This is a genomic window from Enterococcus sp. GPZ-007, assembly GCF_059374735.1.
This window is the reverse complement of sequence record NZ_JCAFYN010000008.1, coordinates 57,628-83,580: the sequence shown is the minus strand read 5'-3', so window position 1 is coordinate 83,580 and position 25,953 is coordinate 57,628. Positions and strand designations below refer to the sequence as shown.

At 42.1% G+C, this 25,953-nt stretch carries 28 protein-coding genes; 7 read left to right on the top strand and 21 right to left on the bottom strand.

The genetic code is table 11. The annotated features are described in order from the left end of the window. Positions 1-418: 418 nt before the first annotated feature. On the bottom strand, positions 419-1,858 hold the full coding sequence (proS, locus tag AC4J95_RS06605; protein ID WP_494549157.1) for a proline--tRNA ligase: 1,440 nt from the start codon (positions 1,856-1,858) through the stop codon (positions 419-421). A 319-nt stretch (positions 1,859-2,177) separates the two neighbouring features. After that, a complete protein-coding gene (locus AC4J95_RS06600) occupies positions 2,178-3,029 on the bottom strand; it encodes a DUF368 domain-containing protein (RefSeq protein ID WP_494549156.1) in 852 nt (283 codons plus the stop codon). 342 nt (positions 3,030-3,371) lie between these two features. Between AC4J95_RS06600 and mgrA the strand changes: the two genes are divergently transcribed. Continuing rightward, positions 3,372-4,373, top strand: a complete 1,002-nt coding sequence (gene mgrA / locus AC4J95_RS06595) for an L-glyceraldehyde 3-phosphate reductase (protein WP_494549155.1) — start codon at positions 3,372-3,374, stop codon at positions 4,371-4,373. 46 nt (positions 4,374-4,419) lie between these two features. On the opposite strand, the gene AC4J95_RS06590 is transcribed toward mgrA, so the two are convergent. Next, positions 4,420-4,986: an NAD(P)H-dependent oxidoreductase gene (locus AC4J95_RS06590; protein ID WP_494549154.1), complete on the bottom strand. Its 567-nt coding sequence runs from the start codon at positions 4,984-4,986 to the stop codon at positions 4,420-4,422. Between the two features lie 124 nt (positions 4,987-5,110). Here AC4J95_RS06590 and AC4J95_RS06585 point away from each other — a divergent pair, with 124 nt between their 5' ends. The 5 genes from AC4J95_RS06585 (at position 5,111) to AC4J95_RS06565 (ending at position 9,581) form a co-directional block, all read left to right on the top strand. Next, a complete protein-coding gene (locus tag AC4J95_RS06585) occupies positions 5,111-5,638 on the top strand; it encodes a CDP-alcohol phosphatidyltransferase family protein (RefSeq protein ID WP_494549153.1) in 528 nt (175 codons plus the stop codon). 96 nt (positions 5,639-5,734) lie between these two features. Beyond that, positions 5,735-6,211, top strand: coding sequence for an MGMT family protein (locus tag AC4J95_RS06580; RefSeq protein WP_494549152.1), 477 nt, complete (start codon positions 5,735-5,737; stop codon positions 6,209-6,211). Between the two features lie 234 nt (positions 6,212-6,445). Further along, on the top strand, positions 6,446-7,660 hold the full coding sequence (locus AC4J95_RS06575; RefSeq protein ID WP_494549151.1) for a phosphotransferase: 1,215 nt from the start codon (positions 6,446-6,448) through the stop codon (positions 7,658-7,660). Between the two features lie 17 nt (positions 7,661-7,677). Then, entirely contained in the window at positions 7,678-9,024 is a 1,347-nt protein-coding gene (locus AC4J95_RS06570) for a 4Fe-4S dicluster domain-containing protein (protein WP_494549150.1), read from the top strand. Further along, the gene (locus tag AC4J95_RS06565; protein ID WP_494549149.1) at positions 9,024-9,581 is read left to right on the top strand and encodes a BMC domain-containing protein; all 558 of its coding nucleotides are present in this window, start codon (positions 9,024-9,026) and stop codon (positions 9,579-9,581) included. Before AC4J95_RS06570 ends, AC4J95_RS06565 begins: the two co-directional genes overlap by 1 nt. 42 nt (positions 9,582-9,623) lie before the next feature. Here the strand turns inward: AC4J95_RS06565 and AC4J95_RS06560 are convergent, their stop codons facing one another. The 18 genes from AC4J95_RS06560 to AC4J95_RS06475 all read right to left on the bottom strand — a co-directional run bounded on the left by AC4J95_RS06560 (position 9,624) and on the right by AC4J95_RS06475 (position 24,770). Continuing rightward, positions 9,624-10,808, bottom strand: coding sequence for an acetate/propionate family kinase (locus tag AC4J95_RS06560; protein ID WP_494549148.1), 1,185 nt, complete (start codon positions 10,806-10,808; stop codon positions 9,624-9,626). Between the two features lie 80 nt (positions 10,809-10,888). After that, positions 10,889-11,605 carry an MIP/aquaporin family protein gene (locus AC4J95_RS06555; protein ID WP_494549147.1) on the bottom strand — a complete coding sequence of 239 codons (717 nt, stop codon included), beginning with the start codon at positions 11,603-11,605 and terminating at the stop codon, positions 10,889-10,891. Between the two features lie 151 nt (positions 11,606-11,756). After that, positions 11,757-12,875, bottom strand: a complete 1,119-nt coding sequence (locus tag AC4J95_RS06550) for a 1-propanol dehydrogenase PduQ (RefSeq protein WP_494549146.1) — start codon at positions 12,873-12,875, stop codon at positions 11,757-11,759. Positions 12,876-12,889: 14 nt separating this feature from the next. Next, positions 12,890-14,275, bottom strand: a complete 1,386-nt coding sequence (locus AC4J95_RS06545) for an aldehyde dehydrogenase family protein (protein WP_494549145.1) — start codon at positions 14,273-14,275, stop codon at positions 12,890-12,892. A gap of 1 nt (position 14,276) precedes the next feature. Continuing rightward, positions 14,277-15,269: a cob(I)yrinic acid a,c-diamide adenosyltransferase gene (locus AC4J95_RS06540; RefSeq protein ID WP_494549144.1), complete on the bottom strand. Its 993-nt coding sequence runs from the start codon at positions 15,267-15,269 to the stop codon at positions 14,277-14,279. A gap of 17 nt (positions 15,270-15,286) precedes the next feature. After that, a complete protein-coding gene (locus AC4J95_RS06535; protein WP_316402530.1) occupies positions 15,287-15,550 on the bottom strand; it encodes a EutN/CcmL family microcompartment protein in 264 nt (87 codons plus the stop codon). Then, a complete protein-coding gene (gene pduM, locus AC4J95_RS06530) occupies positions 15,537-16,037 on the bottom strand; it encodes a PduM family microcompartment protein (RefSeq protein WP_494549143.1) in 501 nt (166 codons plus the stop codon). The genes AC4J95_RS06535 and pduM overlap by 14 nt, the downstream gene beginning before the upstream one ends. A gap of 73 nt (positions 16,038-16,110) precedes the next feature. Then, positions 16,111-16,950 carry an ethanolamine utilization protein EutJ gene (gene eutJ / locus AC4J95_RS06525; RefSeq protein ID WP_494549142.1) on the bottom strand — a complete coding sequence of 280 codons (840 nt, stop codon included), beginning with the start codon at positions 16,948-16,950 and terminating at the stop codon, positions 16,111-16,113. A gap of 15 nt (positions 16,951-16,965) precedes the next feature. After that, positions 16,966-17,598: a phosphate propanoyltransferase gene (pduL, locus tag AC4J95_RS06520; RefSeq protein WP_316402533.1), complete on the bottom strand. Its 633-nt coding sequence runs from the start codon at positions 17,596-17,598 to the stop codon at positions 16,966-16,968. Then, complete coding sequence (locus AC4J95_RS06515; RefSeq protein ID WP_316402534.1) at positions 17,591-17,881, bottom strand: BMC domain-containing protein; 291 nt, start codon at positions 17,879-17,881, stop codon at positions 17,591-17,593. Before AC4J95_RS06515 ends, pduL begins: the two co-directional genes overlap by 8 nt. Positions 17,882-17,960: 79 nt before the next feature. Continuing rightward, positions 17,961-18,545 (bottom strand): BMC domain-containing protein, encoded by a 585-nt coding sequence (locus AC4J95_RS06510; protein ID WP_494549141.1) that lies wholly within the window; start codon positions 18,543-18,545, stop codon positions 17,961-17,963. After that, positions 18,542-18,919, bottom strand: a complete 378-nt coding sequence (locus AC4J95_RS06505; RefSeq protein ID WP_494549140.1) for a glycerol dehydratase reactivase beta/small subunit family protein — start codon at positions 18,917-18,919, stop codon at positions 18,542-18,544. The genes AC4J95_RS06510 and AC4J95_RS06505 overlap by 4 nt, the downstream gene beginning before the upstream one ends. Next, complete coding sequence (locus tag AC4J95_RS06500) at positions 18,909-20,744, bottom strand: diol dehydratase reactivase subunit alpha (RefSeq protein ID WP_494549139.1); 1,836 nt, start codon at positions 20,742-20,744, stop codon at positions 18,909-18,911. Before AC4J95_RS06500 ends, AC4J95_RS06505 begins: the two co-directional genes overlap by 11 nt. 38 nt (positions 20,745-20,782) lie before the next feature. After that, positions 20,783-21,295: a diol dehydratase small subunit gene (locus tag AC4J95_RS06495; protein ID WP_494549138.1), complete on the bottom strand. Its 513-nt coding sequence runs from the start codon at positions 21,293-21,295 to the stop codon at positions 20,783-20,785. Between the two features lie 13 nt (positions 21,296-21,308). After that, positions 21,309-21,971 (bottom strand): propanediol/glycerol family dehydratase medium subunit, encoded by a 663-nt coding sequence (locus AC4J95_RS06490; RefSeq protein WP_494549137.1) that lies wholly within the window; start codon positions 21,969-21,971, stop codon positions 21,309-21,311. 12 nt (positions 21,972-21,983) lie between these two features. Next, on the bottom strand, positions 21,984-23,645 hold the full coding sequence (locus tag AC4J95_RS06485) for a propanediol/glycerol family dehydratase large subunit (RefSeq protein WP_494549136.1): 1,662 nt from the start codon (positions 23,643-23,645) through the stop codon (positions 21,984-21,986). A gap of 19 nt (positions 23,646-23,664) precedes the next feature. Then, positions 23,665-24,474, bottom strand: coding sequence for a propanediol utilization microcompartment protein PduB (pduB, locus tag AC4J95_RS06480; protein ID WP_316402541.1), 810 nt, complete (start codon positions 24,472-24,474; stop codon positions 23,665-23,667). Between the two features lie 17 nt (positions 24,475-24,491). Next, positions 24,492-24,770, bottom strand: a complete 279-nt coding sequence (locus AC4J95_RS06475) for a BMC domain-containing protein (RefSeq protein ID WP_316402542.1) — start codon at positions 24,768-24,770, stop codon at positions 24,492-24,494. 283 nt (positions 24,771-25,053) lie between these two features. Here AC4J95_RS06475 and AC4J95_RS06470 point away from each other — a divergent pair, with 283 nt between their 5' ends. Further along, a complete protein-coding gene (locus AC4J95_RS06470; RefSeq protein ID WP_494549135.1) occupies positions 25,054-25,950 on the top strand; it encodes a PocR ligand-binding domain-containing protein in 897 nt (298 codons plus the stop codon). The last annotated feature ends 3 nt before the right edge of the window (positions 25,951-25,953 follow it).

Sequence of the window (25,953 nt, the reverse complement as noted above, 5' to 3'; positions counted from 1 at the left end):
TTTCCAAAGACCGGAAAAAGGGTTCTACTGTCGTACGCATACCATCCAACTAAACGTCTCTATTAATATCTGGTACAAATAATTTTATTGCCAGTTCAACTTTGAGCAACTGCGAAAAGTTGGACTGCCAGCTAGCTCACTAGTAAGGATGGCATTTTTCTAAAAACCAGAAAAATGACTTCATCGTCGTACGCATACGATTCCACTAATTGCGCTAAAGCGCAAAGTGGAACTCGCAAATCGAGCCTGAACTGGTCAAATGTCTTTGACTGGTTCAGGCTCTAAGAATATAACCGCACAGATCAACCTTTTTGGGAAACCAGATTCCCGACCGTCCTGCTTACTGGTGGCTGATTGATTAAACAGTAATTGCAAAAACTCATTTATATAAAAGTGATGCTGTAGCGGATTCCTCAAATTAATATGCGCGTGCGATCCAAACAGTGTGTTTCGCAGGCTTTCCACTAACGATATCGACTGTTTTTTCAACAGGCGGGTTAAATGGAATGTTTCTTGTGGTGAAGCCAGTTTCTTCTTTGATCTTCGCTTCGGTTTCTTCGGTACCATCCCAACCAATCAATACAAATCCTGGGATTTCGCCGGCTTCTTTTGATTTTTCGATGTGTGCTTTCAATTCATCCAACGTATCGATATCTGTATGTTCATTCGCTTCGTAGCGTTTTTGTGCGCTTTCGAATAAACGTTTTTGCATAACATCAAGTTGCTCAGTAATGTAGTCTTCAATGCCATCTAGTGATACTGATTCTTTGTCATCTAGATCACGCATTTTGATTACGGCTTGATTATTTTCTAAGTCACGCGGTCCGAATTCAACTCGTAATGGAGCTCCCTTTAGTTCCCACTCATTGAATTTGTATCCTGGTGTATTATCAGTGGTATCAATACGAACACGCAGATCTTTGGCTGCTAATGATGCTTTTAATTCTTTCAAACGATCAAGAATTTCAGGGTTCTTTTGCCAAGGTCCAACTGGAATCAAGATTACTTGTGTTGGTGCTACTTTTGGCGGTAACACTAATCCTTGTTCATCCCCATGAACCATGATCAATGAGCCAAGCAAACGGGTTGAAATTCCCCATGAAGTTGTATACACATGTTCATGTTCGTTGTTGCGATTCAAGAATTTGATATCAAAGGCTTCCGCAAAGTTCTGACCAAGGTAATGAGACGTTCCTGCTTGGACGGCTTTCCCGTCACGCATCATTGCCTCTACAGAATAAGTATCCACGGCACCGGCAAAGCGTTCTGACGGTGTTTTTTGTCCGCGATAAACTGGAATAGCTAAGGTATCTTCAATCAATGTTGCGTAAGCTTCTAGCGCACTCATTGTACGTTCGCGTGCATCTTCTTCAGACTCATGAGCCGTATGTCCTTCTTGCCATAAGAATTCTGAGGTACGTAAGAATGGCATCGTCTTTTTCTCCCAACGGAAAACGTTTGCCCATTGGTTGATTTCATAAGGAAGATCACGATAAGAATTGATCCAGTTAGAGAAGGCATCTCCGATCAATGTTTCAGATGTCGGACGTAATGCATAAGGCTCTTCTAACTCTTCATCTCCGACTTTTGTCAGCCATGGCAATTCTGGCGCAAATCCTTCAACATGTTCTTCTTCTTTTTCTAGGAAATGCTTAGGGATCAGCATTGGGAAGTAAACATTACGGATATCTTGAGATTTCAACCATTTGTTAAAATCCTCTTGAATATGTTCCCATAGTTCGTATCCATCAGCTTTAAAAACGATACAACCACGAACAGGTGAATAATCCATCAAGTCAGCTTTTTGAATTGTTTGTAAATACCATTTAGAAAAATCTTCTTTTTGTAAGTTTGTCATTCATGCATCCTCCTAAAAAAATAAAAATAAAAAAACCGTTCCATCCCTACAACTTGTAAGGACGAAACGGATAATTTCGCGGTACCACCTTGCTTGGCCAATCTTTGTTGACCCAACTTTCAGCTCCAATAACGCTGGAGTCGCGTGCTGCTTTCACAACAATCAACTTTGGTAGGTTCATAAATCTCAGAGGGCGTGTTGATCTTTCAGACGGTGAATCAACTCTCTGCTGCCGATAAAATTTATTACTATTCCAAATGCTTAACACCATATTAAAGACTTCTCATCAAAAATGCAAGCCCTAATTTCAAATTCTTTTCTAATCTTCTGGGACGTAGCGTTCTTCTAGGCGACTCATCCACCATCCTAGAGCTGCTCCAAGAATACATAAAACCCCGCAACCAAGGAATCCAAGGATGCCGATTCCGCTATAATCAGTCGGTACAATCATGACCGTTGAAGCAAAAACAATCCCTAAAATAAAATGATACATCGGTGCATAGTAACGGCTGAATACCCAGTCCATCACTTTCGATAAACTTAGTACAGTCACTACTCCGCCAATGCCGATCGGGATAATCACACCCATATCGATGGTTTTGAAGCCGTCTGCCATCGCCTTATACATCCCCATGTAAACCAAAAAGTTCGAAGGGCTAAGTCCCGGCACGATCAAGCCGAGCCCAATCAAAGCTCCAGCAATCATCCAAGTAAAGAAATTTTGATCAACGGTGCCAAAGAGACTTGAACCTTTCCATAAGAATAAGAAACCAAGGACAAAACTAACAGCGATAATAACATAATCCTTTGTTCCCCGCCCTTTTTTTCCAGCCTCTTTCCATAACGCAGGAACGGTTCCGATGATACAACCGACAAAGAACCACAGCATAATTGTTTCAAATTCACCCAATAAGAAACTGACGGCGAATGAAAGAACAAATACACCTGCTAATCCACCTAATCCTACGGGAATGAAAAATAACACGTTTTCTTTAAAATTCTTCGTGATGTGGGCTAAAAATGAAATAATGCGTTCATAAATACCGAACACTGCTGCCAGTGCCCCACCGCTGACACCAGGCAAAATAAATCCTGAGCCGATGAACATACCTTTGATGAAGCGTAAAAACCAGTCGCTTTTATTCGGCTGTGTAACTTTTTCGTTTTCCATAAAAAAATAAGTCCTCCTAATTCTTTTCAAAAGAATCCATTTTATAAATAAAAATTGAATCCTTCTCAGGCCAATCGACTCTCTTCAAAAAGAGAGCAAATCAGCACTACCTTAGCCAGTGTAACGATAAAAAGAAAGCGGCGCAAGACCATCCAAGGGGCATCCATCTAAAACTTAAAGAAAGTTTTGAGAATTTGACGAATTTTTTCTTACTTTTTAATGATTGATGGAATTTATATTTTTTCTGCGTAACCCAATCAGTTTCACTTTACTTTCCTGAGGATAAGCGGATAATTTAGGTAGGCGTTTTCATGCGCAAATCAATTCTTTAGGAGGTCATCTATGTATTTAGCAAATGAACATCGTTATGAGAAAATGGTTTATCGTCGATTAGGCAACTCCGGACTGAAGCTCCCTGCAATTTCTTTGGGACTGTGGCACAATTTTGGTGATGTCGATCATTTGGATAACCAGCGAGCAATCGTTCAAGCTGCTTTTGATCATGGGATCACGCATTTTGACTTAGCGAACAATTACGGTCCACCGGCTGGTTCTGCTGAAATCAATTTCGGACGTATTTTAAAAGAAGACCTGCTGCCTTATCGTGATGAACTGATCATCTCATCGAAGGCTGGTTACTACATGTGGCCGGGACCTTATGGTGAATGGGGCTCAAGAAAATACATCATTGCCAGCTGTGAGCAGAGCTTGAAACGAATGGGACTTGATTATGTGGATATTTTCTACTCTCATCGTCCTGATCCCGACACACCGTTAGAAGAAACCGCCTTAGCCCTAGACCACTTAGTGCGCCAAGGAAAAGCCTTGTATGTCGGTGTATCAAATTATTCCGCTGAACAAACGGCTGAAATGGCAAAAATCTTCTCTGATCTGAAAACACCATTTGTCATCCATCAGCCCCGCTACAATATGTTTGACCGCTGGATCGAGGATGGTCTGACAGATGTTTTAGCAGAAGAAGGTATCGGCGCGATCACCTTTAGTCCTTTAGCACAAGGAATGCTGACCAACCGATACTTAAACGGTATTCCTGAGGATTCTCGTGCACATCGTTCAGACAGTCCATTTCTGACAGAAGAAAATGTCCAATCAACAATCGATGTTGTCAAACAATTGAACAGCATCGCTGAAAAACGCGAGCAAACGTTGGCTGAAATGGCGTTGGCGTGGAATTTGCGGCAACCCACAGTAACCAGCGTCTTAATCGGAGCTTCTCGTGTCAGTCAATTGGAGGACAACTTGAAGTCTTTAGACAATTTAACCTTTAGCACAGAGGAATTAAAACAAATCGATGATATTTTGTCGAAGTTAACAGCTAAGTAGAAAAAAGGGATTCGAAGCTCAGCAACAGATGAACTCCGAATCCTTTTTAAATTTTGTCATAAACTGACTCTAAATACTCATTTCTCTCTTCATCAGTCAGATGCTTAACGTATCCTAAATGATGCCACGAAATATTACGCATGCCGACATCTTCAAGAGTGGTCGTCAGCTGGTGCTTATAGCTGCGAGTACACCTTTTTTCCAGGCTTTCCGTTGGCTGGTCAGAGGTCGTAAAGACAACGACCGATTCAATCGACAACAACGGCTGAATCCCGTTGCCGCCATCGAAAAAAGCGAATTCATTTAACAGCACCTTATCAAGAAAGCCCTTTAAACTTGCTGGTGAACAATACCACCAGATCGGAAAGATCAAGACCAGCTGGGTTGTTTCCCGCAGGATATTCATGTAGTGCAAAACCAAAGGATCTAAAACCGATCCGCTTTGATATCCCGCCAGCTCTTCTTCGGTCATGACTGGATTAAAGCCGTCTTTATTCAGATCGATCACTTGATAAATTTTCTGATCCTGCTCCAAACCTGCTGTCAATTTGTTCAGAATACCATGATTGAAACTTTCTTTCCACGGATGATCAATAATCAATGTCGTTGCCATGTCAACCTCCTCTAACCCTTTTTATCAAAAATAGCACAAATTCATTGCATTTTGATTTCAGTTTGATTTCAAACAAGCTAAGAACATGATAAAGTTAAGTTATCTTTCTAAAAGGAGCTAATACATGAATTATATTCCCAACATAATAACAATTTTTCGTATCTTAGCTTCACTATTAATACCTCTTACGCCTGATTCTTTATTTTTTCCGTTATACTTTTTCGCTGGGCTGACAGATATTCTTGATGGCTGGCTCGCTAGGAAAATGAATTGGACAAGCAGCTTTGGAACGCTGTTAGACAGCATCGCAGATTTGATTTTCTTTATTGTGGTGGTGGTAAAGATCATTCGGTCAATCACACTACCCGCCTTTCTGCTCTGGGGTGCTCTCGCAGTCGGCATTATTCGCTGTATCACGTATTTGATCGGCTTTTTTCGCTTCCGACAGTTTGCCAGCCTACACACCTATTTAAATAAACTGACTGGTCTATTACTATTTCTATCGCCGGTCATCTTATTGATTCTGCCAATCAATCCTTTCGGCATTATTCTTCTAAGCAGCGGTTTTTTATCATCAATCGAAGAACTATTGATCGTCTCGACTGCGAAAAAATTAGATAAAAATTGCGCAACTTTTTTTCATAAAAAATAAACTGTCTCATTGCAGTCGATTTTTAAACTGGGTAAACTAATAGTAGGAATTGCGCGCGTAATGACTACCTTATCATGAAGTTAGGAGGTGGCCCTCATGGCAAATGAGGATCAAAAAGATTTCAACGCAATGATGAACGAAGATAAAGGAATGCCGAAGATGCAGATCGTGACGGATGAAGCAACGATCAAGCGCTACGGCGGAACAAAAATGTACTTTGCACCCCCCTTGGATTACGATGCACTTATGAAAAAAATCCCTTATGGCAAGGTCATCACAACTGGTGCTATCAGAGATTATTTGGCCAAGCAAAACGATGGCGACTTCACGGAGCCTATCACAGCTGGCGCATTTATCTCCATTGCAGCTTGGGCCAGTGAACAGCGCGACACAGATTTAACGCCTTATTGGCGAACCCTAAAAAATAAGGGAGAGATCAATCCGAAATTCCCTGGTGGGGTAGAAGCTCAGATCGAAAAACTCGAGGCTGAAGGACACACGATCGTTCGTCGGGGCAGGAAAAATTTCCGTTATTATGTTGAAAATTTTGAAGAATCCATGTATGAATTGTAGCCGTTTTCACATCGAAAACGGTTTTTTATTGCACTTTTTTGCGCACTTTTTTTGCGACTATTCCTTGAAACCAAGCCCTCAAAGGCTTTCTCGCGGCGGACTTGAAAGTACATATTTTTATTATATATTTTCACCGGGGGATTCGATAAAATTATTGATAGGATAGGATTCTTGTGTGTTTTTCCACCCACCAGCAGAATCAACCAATAGGCTATTTCAAACAGGAGGAAGACGATGGAGATTAGTGAAGATACTCTCGCAGAATATCTACTTCAGCGAACCGCGCTTTTTGATAAAACTAGTCCCCTCATCGTGACTGCTCTTTCTAATGAAAAGGACAAATACGTTGATGGCTATTTGAATTATCTTTACACACTCAAACAAGGAAATAGAAAATACGTTGTGAAACATTCTAAGAAGACGATTTCCAGCGGTATATCCCTGGCTCCAATCGATCCAAAACGGAATTATTTAGAGTATATGACCTATCAATTACGAGCTGGCTTAGCTCCTCAGATGGTTCCTGAGACATATTATGCCGATCCTAATGATCATCTTTTTATCATGGAGGATCTCTCCTACCTGACTGTTTTGCGTTTTTCGTTGTGCCGTGGTGATGTGCTTCCACGATTAGGCAAGCAGGTGGGCGAATATCTGGCTCGAACGCATGTGGCAACTTCTAAAATGAAACTGCCGCCTGATTATTGGCGCGCCTTGACAAGTTATTTTAAAAACACTGATATGCGGCTGATTATCACAGATTTCATTTTGAAGCCGCCAGAAGGGCTAGCTAAGGATCTAACGCCTTATCAAAAAGCACTGCGGGATATTTTAGACACTATTCTGCAGGAGCCCACCACCAAGCACGATTGGGATAATTTGATTGCGCGCATTTCTAGTAAGGATGAATGCTTGATCCATGGGGATTTCCATTCCTCCAATGTTTTTGTTTCGCAAAACTCATTTAAAGTGATCGATATGGAATATACGATGACGGGACCTTTTTCCTATGATATCGGCTACTTTTTAGCCAATATCCTTTCTCAGTATGCAGCTTTTAGTATTCGAGGAAAGGACTCGATGTGTACCTTCCTGTTGCAGGTCATTCAGGATACGTATAAAACTTATTTCAGTTATTTTTCTGCTCATATGCCTGGTGATCATCAGGAACGATTTTTAGAGATTCTGCAAGACTCTTTAGGTTACTTAGCGATGGCCAATATCAATCGAGTCTCGAATCTAGGTGAGTTTCCTGATTTTGATTGTCTGGGTAATTCTAAAGCTGAATTTTTAGCTAAAGGAGTCTCCATGATGTTGGCGCAGAAATTATTTAATAATCGGCTACAATTAACAACACCGGAACAGGTCTGTGAATTGATTACAACCACCCGGGATAACTTTTTACGACAACTGATCACCACGAATGAAAACGCTCTTATTTTATCTTAAAGAAATGAGGAACGAGTATGCTATTGGATCAAATCACATCGGCCGGTATCGTTGGCTGCGGCGGAGCGGGCTTCCCTACTGCTGTAAAGTACAATACGAAAGCAGAGTATTTTATCATCAATGCCGCGGAGTGCGAGCCGCTTTTAAAAACAGATCATTATGTGATGAATCACTACGCAAATGAATGTGTGCAAGCGATCACAGCTGTAGGAAAATTATTAGAAGCAGAACATATCGTGATCGCTACAAAAGAATACTATACAAAGGAAATCAACGCTTTAGAAAACGCCATCCAAGCACAGAATGCCCCTGTCACGGTCTTTAAAATGAAGAATTTTTATCCAGCAGGTGATGAGCAGATCATGGTATTTGAAGTAACTGGACGAACCGTTCCGCCTGGGGGCATTCCGATCGAGGTTGGCTGTGTCATTTCCAATATCGCGACAATGCTGAATGTTTATCAAGCGCAGCAAGGAGAAAATGTCACCCACAAACTGTTAACGATCACTGGCGCGGTCAAAGAGCCCAAAATCTTGGAAGTTCCGATCGGTACCTCCTTTGATGAATGTCTAGCCTTGGCAGGCGGCGCTACGATCGATGATTTTATGTTCATCAATGGCGGACCCATGATGGGCAAAACTGGAACAAAAGAAGATTTTTCTCAACAAGTCGTTACTAAGACAACCTCCGGCATTATTATCATGGAAAAACGCGATTTTATTTATGAGCTGCTTGAAAAAGAAATTCCGCAAATGATCAACAAAGCCCGCTCTTCCTGCATTCAATGTCGTTTGTGTACTGAACTTTGTCCACGATATCAGATTGGTCATCCGATCCACCCTCATCGCGTGATGCGCCATTTAACGATCACTGATGTCCCAGATGATATTGACGATGATCCTATTTGGAGAGAAGCGCTCCTGTGCTGTGAGTGCGGTATCTGTGAAACAATCGCTTGTCCGATGAATCTGTTACCACGGCAAGTCAATAAATATGTCAAACAACGCTTAGCAGAAAAAGGCATTCGTTATCAAAAGGATGACAAACCGCTGACTCCTACGTTAATGCGGGAATATCAACAGGTTCCGCCAGTGAAAATTTTACTGAAGGACGGGCTAAAACAATATGCTGATCTAAAAGTCAAAGAGCTGCAAAAGCATGAAGCAAGCAGCGTAACGATTCCGTTAAAAATGCACATTGGAGCACCTTGCGAGCCAGTCATCCAAGTCGGCGACCAGGTTAAGATCGGTGATGTGATCGGCAGAAAGTCTGAAAAGACTTTGGGCGCGGATATTCATGCCAGTATCAATGGCACTGTGACAGCAGTGACCGCCAGCATTACTATTGAAAGAAGGGACAACTAATGAAAGTAATGGATACTATCGGATTTTTAGAGTTAAACAGTATCGCTAAAGGAATCGAAGTCGTTGACTACATGCTGAAGGCCGCTGATGCAACCCTAATCATGGCACGGGCAAGTTGTCCTGGTAAATACTACATCATGATCTGCGGACAAGTCGCAGCCATCGAACGTTCGATGGAAGTCGGGGTTGAGATGGGGGGACGTTATGTCGTCGGTGAATTGCTGATTCCTCGGATCAATCCAGCGGTAATACAGGCGATTAACATGGCGACCGTTCCAGAAAATGTCCATGCAGTCGGAGTGTTAGAATACTATTCTGCAACAGGATCAATCATCGCAGCTGACTTTGCTGTCAAAGCAGCCGACGTTGAGCTTTTAGCAATTCAGCTCGGTACCGGAATCGCTGGAAAATCTTTTGTCGTACTAACTGGCGATGTCGCCGCAGTAAAGGCGGCGGTTGAAGCAGGAGCAAATGGTGCTCGTGATCAAGCGATGCTTATCAATAAGATTGTCTTATCCAATCCTCGTCCCGAGTTGATCGACAGTTTGATACAATAAAAAAGGCTGGGAACTCACATTTGAGTTCCCAACCTTTTTTATTTAAATCAAATGATACGTATCTCTAACAATCATTAATTCTTCATTCGTTTCGACAACTAATACGTCCACTTTAGACGCATCCGTACTGATCCTCATGCTGCCCTGTTGATTCTGACTTCCATCAAGCTGAATGCCAAAGAAGGTCATATTCTCGCAAATCCTCTCGCGAATGATCGCAGAATTCTCCCCGATCCCAGCGGTAAAAATTAGTACGTCAAGCCCATCTAGCTCGGCAGCATAAGCCCCGATTGTCTGCTTGACCCGCCCAGTAAACATGTCCAGAGCAAGTTGCGCTCTTTCGTTGCCTTTCTCAGCTTCACGAATGATATCTCGCGTATCACTACTGAACTCTGTAACACCTTTAAAGCCTGATTCGCCATTCATCAGCTTATCCATGTCATCAGCCGAAAGATTTTTTTCCTTTTGTAAAAACGGAATGATTGAAGGATCAATATCACCACAACGTGTCCCCATCATTAATCCAGCCAATGGCGTGAAGCCCATTGACGTAATAACCGATTTTCCGTCTTTGATTCCGCAAATGCTCGCACCATTTCCCAAATGACAAGAAACGATTTTTAGCGACTCCAGAGACTTGCCGAGAAAGCTGGCCGCTTCTGAAGCGACAAACTGATGACTGGTTCCATGGAAACCATAGCGTCGCACACTGTCTTCTTCATAGAAATGATAAGGCAATGGATACACGTAATTCTTTGCTTCCATCGTCTGATGATAAGACGTATCAAAAACGGCAACCTGCGGACAGTCAGGTAGTTCCTTTTGCAGCGCTTCGATCCCAACCACGTTTACGGGATTGTGCAAGGGCGCTAGTTTCCCTAGATCCTTGATCTTTTTTAGTGCTTCCTGATCGACCAGGCTAGATTTTTTGAAATCTTCACCGCCATGAGCAACGCGATGCCCGACGCCTGCAAGCTCCTGTAAACTCATTAAAATCTTTCTATCCAGTAAAAAATGTAGTAGGAAATTAATGGCATCCTCGTGTGTTTTTCCTTTAATGGTTGTTTTGACTTTCTCATCCTTCATCGAATAAGAAAAACCCATTTCCTCTTCTAATCCGATTCGCTCAAATAAGCCCTTTACCAGCAACTCTTCTTCCGGCATTCCAAATAATTGAAATTTTAATGAGGAGCTGCCGGCGTTGATCGACATGATTTTGTTCGCCATATTTTTCCTCCTTACTTATAGAAAATCCGTCTGTCTCATAAAGCGACAGACGAATTCAAGGTAATCATTCTTTAGATATTTTATCCTAGAGCCTTCACCAATAGGGTCGCAATACACGCACCAATGATTGGGCCAACGATCGGGATCCATGCATAGCCCCAGTTTGCGTCGCCTTTATTTGGAATAGGCATCAACGCGTACATCAACCGTGGGCCAAAGTCACGACAAGGGTTGATGGCATATCCTGTAGTTGATCCTAGTGACAGACCAATACCGATCAGGACGAAGACAAGCATCAATGGTTGCAAACCAGGAGGAATATCAGCTGGCATTAATTGAATCGCTATAACGAAGAAACAAGTAGCAATGATTTCACTAACTAAGTTTAATGCTGTGCTTGGAATGGCTGGTCCAGTAGCAAAAATTCCAACGCTGTTTCCTTCTTCAACCGTAGTGTTTTGGAAATGCGGCCAGAAATGGATCGCTGCTATCAACGCGCCCACAAACGCTCCGCCGACTTGAGCTAAAATAAATGGTGCTACCTGCCCCCACTCAAAGGAGCCGGCAACGGCGAAACCAATCGTTACCGCTGGATTCAAGTGCCCTGGAGAACCGAAATGTCCGCTGGATAAAACGCCCAGCATAACCGCAACACCCCAGCCCATGGCAATATACAACCAGCTAGCTCCGACACCTTTTGCCAAGGTACCTTTTAAATTGACTGAACAACCAACACCTGAACCAAAAAGAATCAGAACAACCGTACCAAAAAATTCACCAAATACAGGACTATTCATAATGAGACCTCCTTATTCTTTTTATCGTGCTTTTTGCAGAAAAACCAATTTGACTTTCGCGACATACACCTGACAATCTGTTCCTCCCTTTATCTACAATTATAAAGTTTTTTCTGCCTTTAAAGTAGTAAAATATTGTCAGGTGAAATGATTATTTTATGATGTTTCGATAAATCTCTTTAATTTCTTCCGTTGTAAACTGAATCGGATTGGTCTTAAACGTCGTATCATTTAATGCATTGTTCGCAATCACATCTTCAGCCAACAGAGCAGCTTCTTCTTGAATCCCAAAGCTGCTTAACTTGATAGGTGCTTTGCATTCAATTGCTAGCTGCTGAACAGCTTGAGCCAGATTTGAAACTGCCAGATGATCAGGTAAACTTGGTGGACAAATACCTAGTTTCCGTGAAATTCTTGCATATTCTCTTCTTGTCTCCTTATTCCTGCTATTCGCCTCAATCACATATGGCAGCAGCATCGAATTGGCTAACCCATGAGGAACTTTAAAATTCGCTCCGACTTGATGGGCGATCGCATGACAGACACCCAAGCCAGCTGCATCAAACGCCAACCCAGCCAAGGTAGATGCCTCATGCATTTGCACTCGCGCATCCAGCTCCTGCCCCTGATTCACACAAGTAGGTAAAAACTTAAAAACCAGCTCCGTTGCTTTTTCGGCTAACGCATTTGTATAATTCGTTCGATTGATTGAAGCGATAGATTCGATCGCATGAGTCAATACATCTAGCCCACTGAATGCTGTAACTGAAGGTGGGCTAGACATGACTAGGCTAGCGTCCAAGATTGCTTCATGAGGGATGATCGCCTCATGAAAAATCGGATACTTTATTTTGTTTTGTGTGTCCGTGATAACCGAAGCGCTGGTTACTTCTGAACCCGTTCCGCTTGTAGTCGGAATGGCAACAAACCGTTTCACTTTATTGCCCGTCGTTCGTTTGTAGAAGAACAACATCGCCTTGGCTGTATCGATCGCTGATCCTCCACCAACTGCGATGACCACAGTTGGTTGATGTTGGGTCATTCTTTCAATACCATCCACGACCGTTTCAATCGGAGGATCAGGGATGATATCGGAATAAATCTCTACTGTATTTGTCCGTTTTACATACCCCAAAATCCGTTTTAAGCTATCCGACTCAGCTAAATAGGGATCGCATACAAAGCAGAGGTTTTCTTTTTCAAATTGCTGCAGCCGTTCCAGACTGTTAAATCCAGAATATATTTCTGGCTTCATTGACCATTTTTTCAAAAGAATCCTCCTCTCTAACGAATTGAAAACCCATCAGTCAGAACACAACGACGTTTCCGTGCAAAATCTCGGGCAGATGTTGTACACTCACCTGTTGGTGTTGCGATCGTAAATGTTGTTGGACCTTCACCACCGAACCCTAAGCCCGCAAATGAAGAACCATTTTTAACAAAAATCGATGTTTGGAATTTCTTAGCGGCAATATTCATCCGGCCAACATTTTGAGAATGCATCGTTGCCGTATGATGTCGCCGATTTTCGATTTGTAAAGCAGTCGTTAGTGCCTCATCAAAGTCGTTCACTGTTACGACTGGCAGAATCGGCATCAGCATTTCCTTCACCACAAAAGGATGAATCTTATCAGCCCGTAAAACGATCACACGAACATCAAAATCAACGTTGATTCCCGCTTCAGCTAAAATATAGTTGGCATCCTTCCCGATAAATTTACGGCTCGGAGCGCCATTTTCCATGATTGTCATATCTACCATCTTTTGAATCACGGCTTCATCTTGAACGAGGTAGGCACCATTTTTTTCCATTTGCAGAATCAGATAGTCTGCTACCTGTTCCACAACCACGACGCTTTTTTCAGCCGTACATAAAATATTATTGTCGAATGAGGCGCCAATCACGATATCTTTCGCTGCTTTTTCGACATTTGCTGTCTCATCGACTAAGGATGGAGGATTTCCTTCACCAGCCGCAATTACTTTTTTCCCACTCTTCATTGCTTGGCTTACCACGCCCGGTCCGCCAGTAATAGCCAATAATGGCACATCCGGATGGACCATCATTTCTTGAGCTGCTTCGATCGAAGGTTCAGCAATTGTAACGATCAGGTTTTGAATGCCGCACGCTTCATAAACCAGTTCATTCATTTTGCTAACGACCCAGCGGGAAATCTTTTTTGCTCCAGGATGAACACTGAAGTAAACAGCGTTACCTGCCGCCAGCATCCCGATCGAATTGCAGATCACGGTCTCAGCTGGATTCGTACTTGGTGTCACTGCTCCGACCACACCATAAGGCGATAATTCGTACAAGGTCATCCCATTATCACCAGTCAAGGCTTCCGTTCTCAGATCTTCTACACCTGGGGTTTTATCCAAAACTAATTGCAGTTTTTGGAGCTTGTCTTCGTAACGCCCCATCCCTGTTTCTTCTAAAGTATCACAAGCAATCTTTTCAATATGCGGCTGCATGCCGCAGCGGATTGCATTGATCACTTTTCTCCTTGTTTCTAGTGTTTGATTTTCATAACATTCTTGGGCAAATTTTGCCGCATGAATGGCTTCTTCAACGGTCTCAAAAACACCAAATTCCTTTGTTGGAGATGTTGTTGCTTGAGCTTCCTGAAGAATTTTTTTGATCACTTCTTTTATTTCTTCTTCACGCATGTCAAATCTCCTTCAACTTCTCTAAACCTTTTTGAGCAATCGCCATATCTTCCTCGACTGATCCCCCACTGATTCCTAAACCGGCTAGAACTTCTCCATTCACGCCTCTAATGACAAATCCGCCACCAAAGGTCACGACTTGCCCTTCTGTCAATGTTTCTAGTTGGTATAGATCGCCGTTAGGTTGGACCAGCCCTTTCAGCTCATGGGTATCTGTTTTCATCGCAACAGCAGAATACGCTTTTTTTTGCGCCAAAGACTCACTGACTAGCAATGCTCCTGGCATATGATAAAAGCTTAGAAGCTTCCCACTCTTACTAACGATCGCCATCGAAACGGGAACGCCCATTGCGATAGCTTGCTCTTCACAAGCTTGGAAAATTTTGTGATTGAGCTTCAAATAGCTCTGGTCTCGTTTCTCCCCGCTACGTTCGAGATAGCGCCGCAGGATCTCATTGATCAGCTTTTTTTCAGTCTCAGCCTGATCCTCCATCCGAGCAAAAATGTAAAGGCAATCGGATAGTCGATTGACGAACTTTCTTACCTCTTCCCGCAGCTCCTCTGATTTCGATAATTCCGTTAGTAGTCGTTCTCCACGACGGCAAATCGCTCGAGCCACATGAAGCTGGGCGGATGGGAGTGTCTGTCCCGGTAAAATAAAGCTGTGCAATTCTGGTAAACGCTTCGTATATTGATCAATCCATTCTTCCATCTGGTGAATATCAGATTCTGCGATCAGTGTACTTTTCGCTTCCAGCTTCGCGATATTTTCCTTCGTTGCGATTTCTGCGTTTAATTGGAAGAGCTTATGCTGGACCCATTCTAAGTGTTGGATCGTCTCAGAATGGACAGCCGACTTCTGTGCAACACTGACTTGAGCGCAGCATTCATCAAAAGTTCCATAAGTATCCACGCGCAGATCCGATTTATCCACTCTTGTACCATCAAAAAGGCTTGTCGTTCCTTTATCTCCAGTTTTTGTATAAATCGCCATATGTTTTCCTCAGCTCCCTATAGATCAAACGTGTCAATAATTCCAACGATTGCAAGATCAACAGCATCTGAAGGGTTCGAAAACATTTTTCTGGCAGAAGAACCGCTTGCCGTTAAAACATAATCTCCGATGCCGGCCCCCACTGTGTCGGCAGCCACTTGATGGAAGCGGATATTTTGTTGTTCGGAATTGATTGGCTGAATGATCATTAATTTCTTTCCTACCAATGATTCATCCTTTTGCGTCGAAACGACACTTCCAACTACTTTAGCCATCAGCATTGGGCAAACTCCTTTCTACAACAGCCACTTTCTTTTCCTGTAATCGGTCCTTGGCCAAGTCTGTAATCAGCTGCTTTGACGTTAATAAAAGAATATGGTCCTGCGTCAACATAGCTGCTTTTTGGTAAGTGATGATTTTTTGAGGAAAAGAAATGTATTGTTTTCCTTGCTTATTCATTAATTTCACACTACATTCGTTGAATAATTCGATTGGAATCAAATCCGTGTTTGAAAAAGCTAGTTCAAAAGTCAGGTGACAATCATAGTCATAGCTTTGATACAGCCATTTCACTAAAGGATCTTCACTATCTTTTCTTATGAACCGCTCTAAAAATAGGATATCTACCTCGGTCAAATGAATCTGTTTATTGTATAAAAAGCCTCTGATTCCTTGATCAATATGGGAAGGTGCGCGACAAGAAAGAAATAAGGTATTTTGTTCTCGCTGATTGATGATTGAAATAATACGCTCAACTAACTCGTCCATATTCTTACTCCCAATTCTTATTGCAGACATAGTTACTATTTAAATTGAAACATGATGCCCAATACTTACTTTGTCAATCAATGATCGGAGTAGAAGACATCGCAATTCCAATTGGTGTTACAAATTGAGGATATTTTGGTTTATAAACTGGTTGATCCAGATAATTTGAAAACTCCTTTTCAAATTCAGATAGATAAGACGCCCCGCCGACCACATAGATCGGTTCTGTTGGGTGTTTTCGTAACACATTCGCAGTGATGTTCGCCATTCGTTGAATAACCGGTCGGCAAATAATAAAATTCTCTCGATCACGTGCTGGATCTCGCTTGATCAGCTCCGCTTCTTCGATCGAAATTTTATAATTCCCGGCGATCACCAATGTCATATGCGTGCCGCCAGTTGGTTCATCCTCTACGATGATGGGCTGACCGTTTTTAAAAATGCTGATACCGGTCGTTCCACCGCCAACATCTACTACCGCACCTTCATCTACTCCTAAAACTAATGCTGCAGCTGTTGGTTCATCGACTAGCTGATCCGCCATCATATTGGCACTCTCAATGACATTGCCAACCACTCGTTTGTTGTTTCCAACAGTTCCAGGTGGAACGGCACCTGATGCCGCCTTTAAGGCGAATCCTAATGTCTCCTCTGCTTGCATTCTTAATCGATTGACGATTTGAACAGATTTTTGATAACCAACAACCAGTCCATCCCGAATGACATCCGCATATTCAAAGGCACCAAAAACTGGTCGATCCTTCCCATCTAAAACAACCAATACAATAGAGGAAGTACCCAAATCGACTCCAACTTTATAGCCATCTTCAGGATCAAAATCCCGCACTTGCTTCGTAGTCACAAGTTCATGAAAAGATGTTAATAATTGATTGGCTTTTTCGATCGATTCCATACTTCCTCCTTTGGATTATTCACAAATAATCCGTCCTCTTGTATTTGGCTTAATATCTGCTGCATTTGCTTCATCTGTATCAACATGCATTTCTAAAACAAAATTCTTCCCCGGCCGCAATTCAACATCGTTAAAAATGGTTTTTCGCGACCCTTCAAAAATTTCGACCGAGACAACTTGACCTTTTTTTAGGTTCATCCGTTTCATGTCCTGATCATTCAAATGGATGTGACGTTTTGCCACGATCGCTGCCGGAATTGTTAGTTCCGCTGCTTCACTGCGTATCGTGATCTCAACCGCATCATCCAGGTTTCCTGACAAGCGTATCGGCGGTTGAATCCCTAGATTTCTTGCATCGGTCTTAGAAATCTCAACTTGCGAACGTTTCCGGAGTGGTCCCAAAATACGAACTCTATTGATCTCTCCTTTTGATCCAACCAAAGTCACCGTCTGTTTTGAGGCAAATTCTCCCGGTTGTTTCAAAGGCTTTAATGGCTCAATCACCTCATTCGGAAATAAAATAGTAAAATGTTCTTCCGTTAGATGTATGTGTCGGTTAGAGATGCCGATTGGAAATGTTTCTGCTTGCATCTCCAATAACACTTCACGAACAATTTTTTTTATTTCCTCAATGCTGTAATTATTCATTGCCTACTTTTGGCTTAGGTACTAGAATATCGTCCACATCGCGATGCGGTCTTGGGATCACGTGAACGGAAACCACTTCTCCCACTTTTTCAGCTGCTGCACAGCCAGCATCTACTGCGGCTTTAACTGCACCAACATCTCCACGTACCATCACGGTAACGAGTCCAGAACCGATTTTTTCAGTTCCAACCAGTGTTACATTCGCAGCCTTAACCATTGCATCGGCTGCTTCTACCGCACCGACTAATCCTTTTGTTTCAATCATTCCTAATGCATCATTCATGTCTATTCCTCCTAATTCGTATCAATGAAATTATTTTTCAAAGAGCGAAAAATAAGTCTCATGCTCATCACATCTCTGGTTACTTCTTCTTTTTTGGCTCGGAAGATTTCTTTGAACCTTTCGACGGACTCTTTTTCTTTTTAGGTCCTTCTTTAGCTGGTTCTTTCTTGACCGGTGCCTCTGTGACTGGTTTTTCCTTCACAGATTCTTCCTTGACTGTTTCTTCTTTGACCGGTTCTTCTTTAGCCGGCTCTTCCTTAGTTGGCTTCTCGACTTCCGGTTTTTCGATTAGTTGTGGTTTCTCTTCAACTTTTTCCGGTTCTGATACAACAGGTTCAGTCACTGGCTCTGATTTCTCAGCAGGTTCAGTTGTATCTGAAACCTTGGTCTCCTTCTTGAAGAAAAAATTCTCTAAATTATTGGCTGGTCGAGGAATCACCAGCGCAGATAGAAATACGTTATGTTGGACGGCTTTAGCTTTACCAGCATCTACCGCTGCCTTCACAGCGCCAACATCACCAGCTACCTTCACAGTCATCCAGCCGAACCCTTTGGCCTTTTCGACACCTAAGAGCTCCACGTTTGCCACTTTGACCATCGTATCTGATACTTCAATCGCACTAGCCAAGCCTTTTACTTCAACTAGGCCAATTGCTTGCTTCATACTTTCACCTCCATAGGATCAATTGAGTTGAATGGCACACCCTTTACTAAACGTGCCGCATTCCCGCCAAATCTTTTTAAAATCAATGGCGGACAAGTTACAACTCGTTGAATCGATTGATAAGGAGTTTCTGGTGCCAAGTTTTTATAATGAAGGGCTACTTCATTGTTTACATAGCCGATTCCAACATTTAACGAAGAGGTATTTGCCGCAACATAAGCAGCCTCCATCGCTGTTGAGAAATCTCTTTGTTCGATGGAAAAAGGAATCTTTTCCTCTTCCAATCCATAAAGAACATATTGAATATCATCCACCGAAGTCGTTTTAGAAAGGTAGATCAATATTACTGGACGAATATTTAAATCAAGCTCCATCGAATCCCTCCCTCAAATAGGAAAGAATCAATCCAGTCGCCACAGCATTTCGTGGACCTTCGATCTGACGAATATTTCCACGTCCTGCGACTAATCCATAATGAGAGAGTGCATTCGTGACGATCTGAGGTATTTCAAAGTCTAAAGCGGATCCGCCAACAATCACCACAAATGGAATGTCTCGAATGCTGCCAGTTGGACTTACTCGCCGCAATGCCCGTAACGCATTCGTCACAAAGACCCGTTCTTTTGCTGTTTGGCGAACGATGCGAATTTTTTCAATCGAATCATCCCCCGGAATTGGCACATAACCATCCGGTGTTACCACAACCACTTTGGCAAACAAAGATGGATCTAGTGGATCGTCAAAGAATTGAACAGAGCCATCCTCATGTCGAATATAAAAAATATTTTCTACTTTTGCTAATGGATATTTCTTGATATCCTCAGCCAAATACACATCTTCTAATCCTAATTCCGACTGGATAAGCATCGTAACCATATCACCAGCACCAGCCAAATGAGTCGCTACGATCCTTTCATCCTTTTTAATAATAGAAGCATCTGTCGAACCAGCGCCTAGGTCTAAAATTGCCAATGGGGCGGAAGTTCCCGGTGTCGTCAACGCACCTAAGATTGCTGCTTCAGCTTCTGCCCCGCCGATTTCAACTTTTATTCCCAGATCCTGTTGAATTTCATCCGCAATTTTTGACATCTGTAAATGATCTGATTTGACCATTGATGCGATCCCAACAGCTTGTTCCATCGAAAATTCACCAGCCAAACCACCCTTGACGCTGATCGGCACGAAAGTATCTACCGCTAATAAATCTTGAATAAAGATCTCATTCACGGGGCGGTCTGTCAGTTCTGCCATTGTTAAACGAACTTTTTCTAACATGCCGCCAACATTTGTGCCTGATTCTCCGGTAACATTATCGATCACTTCGAAAGCCGAAACGGCCTCCATAATCTTTTCAGCTCCAGCAGAAATTCCTACAGTGCTACGGCGATTACCGCCAGTAATCTCAATTTTCCCAGCAGGAATTGTACGTGCTTTGACATCGCCTTTTGGTGTTTTAATCACAACTGCAGAACGATTTCCAATTAAGGCACGTGCAACTGGAACGATGTTTTTCGTTGCCTCTGAATCAAGGTCAAAGACTGTGGCAATCCCATAAGGATTTGATAATTGTGAAACACCACGGCCTGTTTCAGCTACTTCGACTGCTGCCAGCATATTGACAGGAACCTTATCAATGTAAGAAACTTCATCAACGATCGGAATCTTATTGTTCAGGCGGTTGTTTACTAAAACACCATCATCTGATTGCATGATTGCAGCAGTAATGAGATAGCCATTTGCAGCAAATTGATTTATTTGGCTTGCCACATCGTCAAAATCAAAAGATTTCTTGATGATCAAAATATAAGGAGTACCCTTTTTGGCAAGCTTTTCAAATTCACCAAAGCGCAGCGTAGTCCCAACGCCCAGTCCCAAACCGCCTGGCGTTTTAGGATTATGACCGATCATGGTTGATTCTGTAATGATCGTCTCTGTAATTGTTTCCATCGCCACATCACCGATAACCGGAGTTGCCTCATTGATTCGAATCAGATCGATGTCTTCAACCTTTAAACGATTTTTGAAGCAAGCCTCATTGATCGCCTTATAGATTCCAAATAAATTTTTCTTCGTCCCTTTTATTCCGGTCGTGTCCGCAATTGCTGATTCTAGGAATCGGACATGTTGATGGTCATCTATTTCAACCAAAGCAACTTCAGTTGAGGAATTTCCAATATCAATCCCAATTACACGTTTCATCATTCATTGCTCCTCTTCCTGAAATTCCGAACTAGAAATTAGTTATCGCCCTTAAGTTTTTTCCGTTTTTCATAATGCTCAGCCGCTTCACGAATATAACCGGCACTGATTGTTGCATTATATTTTGTTTCCAACTCAGTTGCGATATCTAATAATTCTTGTTTGCTTGAACGGTAAGGGCGTAACGCATTATACATTTCTAACACTCGTGCATCAGGAACAGCAGTCAACTCAGACGCGCGATCAAAGTTATTCGCGATTGTTTTTCTGCCCGCACTAGTCGCAATTTCCCCTTGTGCTTTTAAAATACGAGGAGTAATTTTTAAATCATCTGGTGTTAGTGATCCATTCAAAACATTCTCTAATGTAATATCGTCTAATGTTTTGCCAGTATTTGTTTTGATCCAATCCGGGTGATTTTTTGCGATTGGATAATCAGCAACAGTTGCTGTGCCAGTATTAACTGGATTTTCCGGTGCTGCGCTGCTCGCACCATTGTTCATATCTTTTAAGATTCCTCGAACCAAACTCTCGATAGATTGTTCATTCATTCTAGTCACCTCACTATAAAGTTACAGAAATTTCTTCTGCTGGTTTACCGATTACTACATGCTTTGTTTCTTTGATATGAAGCAAAGCTGATAAAGCTTGATATTTTGGTCGAGCCATCTGGTCATTCATCATTGGTACTGGATTTGGAGACTCACCCTTAGCATACTTCGCAGCATTTTTACCAATCGCACGATAGGTTTCTAAATCAATCAATGGCGCTTGTGGGAAAAGCTCTAGATTTGATAAAGGCTGTAAGTCTTTTTGATGGATGATTGATGTACCTTTTGATTGAATCGACACACAAATTCCTGAGCCTGATAGTTTATCTCCTTCAACAGCAGCAAAGGCGACATCTGAAGTACGGTATACTTTGACAACCCTTGCCTTCAACCCTTCTTCTTCAATTCCGGCAATAACCTGCTTCAAAATTTCTTTATGTGGTACGCCTAAAATATTGGTTGTTTGTGACTCTGCAAAGGCTGGAGCCACAGCAATAACTACTTCATCCTGAGAATTTCCTGGTTGAGCCACACCGACAGATTTAAACCAATCAGATGATGCAGCTGGTTCTGCTTTTTGTTCAAACGCAACAGGTTGATCTCCTGTACTTGCTTCCATTTCAGTTAATACTTCTTTGATAATGGAGCGCAAAAGATTTTCATTCAGTTCTGTCATTTTTACTCCTCCTTAAATATCTTTCGGATTGATTGCTTTAGGGATTGCTTTTACTTTTTCCCATTCTGAACCATCAAGTCGGTAACCTGTTCCTGGTCCGGCATAATCATTCTTGTCATTGACAGCAGAGATTACATTCCAATCCGCATCAAATATTGAAGAAGTTTGTAAGAAATCTCCAGCAACACGTTGTTTCAACAGACTAAGCAGACTTTGTGCTACGTCTTCGAAACCACTATCTGATAATGCTTTTACAAGATCCAAACCTGTCTTACCTTGTGTTAACAACTCTTGAGCCGCCTTGATATCTTGAACCATGTCACGTTCCGGCATGTCTTGTGATCCACGAGCATAAGTCGCAGCTTCTACTTCTTCATCCGTGATCGTTGGCAAGCCTAATTTATCAAATAATCCTTGCAATGCTCTTGCTGCTTTATTTCTGATTGCAACAACATCTTCTTCACTAACTGGGCGTAATCCCCCGTCTACTCTCAAATCACGCTGGATAACGTTATAATCATCAAAGTCATCCGCATCGAAGTTTGATCCAGCAAACATGTTGTCATAGTTTGGTGTAGCTGAATATCCTGATGAAATGAAGTCAGTTCCCGGTAAGAACTGCATCAACAGACGAGCCGTTCTACGAATATCAGAATGTGAGAAGGTTTGGTCATTCCCTGAAGCGACTTCCAAGTCAAGCAGCATTGCGATTAAGTTTTCTGCTAAGATCGCTCGAATCCCTGAAGGAACTGCCCCCGGAACACCGATACAACTGATCGAACCATTCTGTAATCCTTGAACCCCTGCTGCTTTTGTTAAGAAGATACAGCGTGTTTCAAGATAAAGCATGGATTTGCCTTCTGCATAACCCATTTGTACTTCAGATCCTGTTCCCGAAGTAAAGCGCATTTTCAATCCCCGTGAAGCATAACAAGAAGCCAAAAATCCTTTAGACCATGGCGTGTCATCGCCATCGGTAAATACTTGTTCAGTCCCATATACAGAAATTGTTTCCGCATAAGCGGTAAATCCGCGCATCCCTAAATCAAGTTCAGTCGCTTCTTCCAATGAACATTGGGTCAGAACCCCTGGACGACCCGTTTGCGAACCAACCATGATTGCCACTGCGTTAAATGGCGCATAACGAGCCACCGCAACTGTGGTTTCTTGTTCATCAAAGCCACGTAAAGCGCCCTCAGCCGCATCTGCCGCAATTTGTACAGGATTGTCCCGCACGTTTGTCACGTGTGATTGTGTCGTAGGACGCCGACGTGCCCGCATTTTTTGAACGGCCATCATCATTTCTACTACGTTCATGTAACCCACAACTTCATTCAATTTACCAGGTGTAGCTGCGGTAGTTAATTGAATGATTTCTTCCCGAGAGATGTTTGGATCGACGATTTTATTCGCTAACTCTTTAGAAGGAATAGCCATTACTTCTTCAGTACGGGTCAAATCAATTCCGTATTGAGCAATATATGAATCGATCAAATCAAAGTCGGCTTTGTCTTTTCCATCTAGTTCAACCACTTCACCATTAACGATCTTGATACTTGGCTTAGGGTCATTAGGGCTTTGCATGGCAATTAAGCCTTCTTCTACCCATTCATCTACGAAACCATCTTGATTGACCGGTCTTTTTTCTAGTTCTTCAAATCGTTTTGATTTCATCTATTTTTCACTCCCACTTTTAAATGTATGATGGTTGATCATTTTTAGGCGTACTTCCCATTGTTCCCAACAATTGGCAACCAATGTCGCGAGCTGAAATAATCGCTTGACGAACAGCCCCAGAGTCACCTGTAATTGTCATCGTTACCTCATTTGAGAAGCTTTGTCCATTTTGCGGAGTTGCGTAAGACACTACGTCAACATTGGCAGATTTCAATGCCGTATCAGCCATTACAACACCAATTGCGGCAGGAGCACCAACTAAAATTCCGAATGCTTTTCCAACAGGGGCACCAAATACTTTATTACATGCAAAACTAGCACGTGCGGTATATTGACATTCGATATGCCCTGCTTCATTTCCATATACATCGCCAAACGTACGAGTATCTACTTCTTTCAACGTAACTTCTACTGCACGTTTCACGTCAGATACATCATCGCCGCCAAAGATCACGATCGAACCATGACCAGCTCCGCCTTTTGTATCCCGAGGCATTTCGATAAGGATAACTTCTGTGTTCGTTGCTTTCACAGCTTCATCAGCCGCCATAATATGAGGTCCGGCACCAGTACGGGCACCAACAATTCCGATTGAACGATATTTTTTCTCTAGTTTCATTGTTTCTAATAAGGATGAATCTACGTTAGCAATTACTAACCCAATCGTATCTCCAAACTCTGTAGCTCCTACGTATTCAGTCAATGCACATTGCTTTTCAATCATTTTTTGATCTCCTCCGTTAGTGGTTTTCATCTCATTTCCTGTTTCCATTTTTGCGAGCACGCGCTTCATAATCTCATCGATCTTTTGATCTGTGTTTGCCATCAGCTATCCCACCCTTTCTATTCTGACTTAGGGAGCAAGCCTTCAACTTCAGTATGTGGCCGTGGAATAACATAATTAGAAACAACTTCTCCTACTGCGTCCGCCGCAGAAACACCTGCATCAACTGCTGCTTTGACCGCTCCTACATCTCCTCGTACCATAACAGTGACTAATCCAGAGCCAATTTTTTCCGTCCCAACTAAGGAAACATTTGCAGCTTTTACCATCGCATCAGCAGCTTCGATCGCACCAATCAACCCCCTAGTTTCTATCATTCCTAGCGCTTCCTGTTGCATAAAACATACCTCCTAATTATTTTGATAGCACTTACATTTATAATGATAAACAAAAAAGATAGAACAAATTTGTCCTATCTTTTAGTCGGATTAATTGCAATGTTAAAATTTTGTTGTAGAAAAGTGTCAAGACATCATCAAACAAGCCTTAATCAGTGGTCAATTAAGCTCAAAAAATGTCAATATTTTGTCTTCTGCTGGTCAAAATAATGTTATTGGTCTAAACAAGATTTAAAATAAAATTATGTTCTGGTAAAATGATAGATGACTAGGAGGCGCTTACATGGAAAATATTAGTACATTGAATTCGCACAGTTCCTTGCAACTTTCCAAAACCATCCAAGATTTTGCACTTGCGGCAGATTTCGGCTCAGTACTTGTTGATATACATGGAAAGGAAACTTCCGACCTTTATAATTTCTCGCCTTTTTGCCAGTTGATGCGATCCAACCCAGAGTTTAAATCACTCTGTCAGAAATGTGACGCATTTGGTGGTTTAGAGGCTTCCAAAAATGGTAATCCTTGTATTTATCGTTGTCACGCTGGACTCACTGATATTTCATTACCTATTATTAGCAATAATCAATTAATCGGATTCGCCTTATTTGGTCAAGTAGAGATCACAGATGACACCAAAAATCCATATACCCGTATTCACCCGATCGTCACTCATTGGGAGACTTCTCCAGAATTGCGCCAAGCTCGAAAAAAAGTCAAAATGGTCAATACTATTCAAATCGAATCAGCAGCTGCCCTACTAAAAACGATTGGCGACTATCACTTCAATGACACTGAATCTCGTGATCAAATTAAATTTAACTTTCACACTGCCAAGAAGGAAACGAAAGATTCTATTAATTCAAAAAATGATGAGATCCGCAAAGCAATTTCTTATATTGATACGAATTTAACGAAGAACTTAACGCTTGAAGATGTTGCGAATCATGTTTACCTAAGCCAGTTCTATTTCAGCCGCTTATTCAAAAAGGAAATCGGTGTTAGCTTTATTACCTACTTGAATCAACAAAGAATCGAACAAGCAAAAGTTCTTTTGACCCAATCCAATTTGAGTATCAAATCGATCTCGCAAAATATTGGATACTCGCAAACCAGCTATTTCTGCAAGATCTTCAAAGAACTCGTTGGCATGACTCCCGTCAACTATCGAAAAATAAAGTAATTA

Bases quoted from the DNA above. Each gene is read 5' to 3' on its own strand.
- proS (WP_494549157.1), bottom strand. From the start codon at position 1,858: ATGACAAACTTACAAAAAGAAGATTTTTCTAAATGGTATTTACAAACA.
- AC4J95_RS06600 (WP_494549156.1), bottom strand. From the start codon at position 3,029: ATGGAAAACGAAAAAGTTACACAGCCGAATAAAAGCGACTGGTTTTTA.
- mgrA (WP_494549155.1), top strand. From the start codon at position 3,372: ATGTATTTAGCAAATGAACATCGTTATGAGAAAATGGTTTATCGTCGA.
- AC4J95_RS06590 (WP_494549154.1), bottom strand. From the start codon at position 4,986: ATGGCAACGACATTGATTATTGATCATCCGTGGAAAGAAAGTTTCAAT.
- AC4J95_RS06585 (WP_494549153.1), top strand. From the start codon at position 5,111: ATGAATTATATTCCCAACATAATAACAATTTTTCGTATCTTAGCTTCA.
- AC4J95_RS06580 (WP_494549152.1), top strand. From the start codon at position 5,735: ATGGCAAATGAGGATCAAAAAGATTTCAACGCAATGATGAACGAAGAT.
- AC4J95_RS06575 (WP_494549151.1), top strand. From the start codon at position 6,446: ATGGAGATTAGTGAAGATACTCTCGCAGAATATCTACTTCAGCGAACC.
- AC4J95_RS06570 (WP_494549150.1), top strand. From the start codon at position 7,678: ATGCTATTGGATCAAATCACATCGGCCGGTATCGTTGGCTGCGGCGGA.
- AC4J95_RS06565 (WP_494549149.1), top strand. From the start codon at position 9,024: ATGAAAGTAATGGATACTATCGGATTTTTAGAGTTAAACAGTATCGCT.
- AC4J95_RS06560 (WP_494549148.1), bottom strand. From the start codon at position 10,808: ATGGCGAACAAAATCATGTCGATCAACGCCGGCAGCTCCTCATTAAAA.
- AC4J95_RS06555 (WP_494549147.1), bottom strand. From the start codon at position 11,605: ATGAATAGTCCTGTATTTGGTGAATTTTTTGGTACGGTTGTTCTGATT.
- AC4J95_RS06545 (WP_494549145.1), bottom strand. From the start codon at position 14,275: ATGCGTGAAGAAGAAATAAAAGAAGTGATCAAAAAAATTCTTCAGGAA.
- AC4J95_RS06540 (WP_494549144.1), bottom strand. From the start codon at position 15,269: ATGGCGATTTATACAAAAACTGGAGATAAAGGAACGACAAGCCTTTTT.
- AC4J95_RS06535 (WP_316402530.1), bottom strand. From the start codon at position 15,550: ATGCTGATGGCTAAAGTAGTTGGAAGTGTCGTTTCGACGCAAAAGGAT.
- pduM (WP_494549143.1), bottom strand. From the start codon at position 16,037: ATGGACGAGTTAGTTGAGCGTATTATTTCAATCATCAATCAGCGAGAA.
- eutJ (WP_494549142.1), bottom strand. From the start codon at position 16,950: ATGGAATCGATCGAAAAAGCCAATCAATTATTAACATCTTTTCATGAA.
- pduL (WP_316402533.1), bottom strand. From the start codon at position 17,598: ATGAATAATTACAGCATTGAGGAAATAAAAAAAATTGTTCGTGAAGTG.
- AC4J95_RS06515 (WP_316402534.1), bottom strand. From the start codon at position 17,881: ATGAATGATGCATTAGGAATGATTGAAACAAAAGGATTAGTCGGTGCG.
- AC4J95_RS06510 (WP_494549141.1), bottom strand. From the start codon at position 18,545: ATGAAGCAAGCAATTGGCCTAGTTGAAGTAAAAGGCTTGGCTAGTGCG.
- AC4J95_RS06505 (WP_494549140.1), bottom strand. From the start codon at position 18,919: ATGGAGCTTGATTTAAATATTCGTCCAGTAATATTGATCTACCTTTCT.
- AC4J95_RS06500 (WP_494549139.1), bottom strand. From the start codon at position 20,744: ATGAAACGTGTAATTGGGATTGATATTGGAAATTCCTCAACTGAAGTT.
- AC4J95_RS06495 (WP_494549138.1), bottom strand. From the start codon at position 21,295: ATGAATGAACAATCTATCGAGAGTTTGGTTCGAGGAATCTTAAAAGAT.
- AC4J95_RS06490 (WP_494549137.1), bottom strand. From the start codon at position 21,971: ATGACAGAACTGAATGAAAATCTTTTGCGCTCCATTATCAAAGAAGTA.
- AC4J95_RS06485 (WP_494549136.1), bottom strand. From the start codon at position 23,645: ATGAAATCAAAACGATTTGAAGAACTAGAAAAAAGACCGGTCAATCAA.
- pduB (WP_316402541.1), bottom strand. From the start codon at position 24,474: ATGGCAAACACAGATCAAAAGATCGATGAGATTATGAAGCGCGTGCTC.
- AC4J95_RS06475 (WP_316402542.1), bottom strand. From the start codon at position 24,770: ATGCAACAGGAAGCGCTAGGAATGATAGAAACTAGGGGGTTGATTGGT.
- AC4J95_RS06470 (WP_494549135.1), top strand. From the start codon at position 25,054: ATGGAAAATATTAGTACATTGAATTCGCACAGTTCCTTGCAACTTTCC.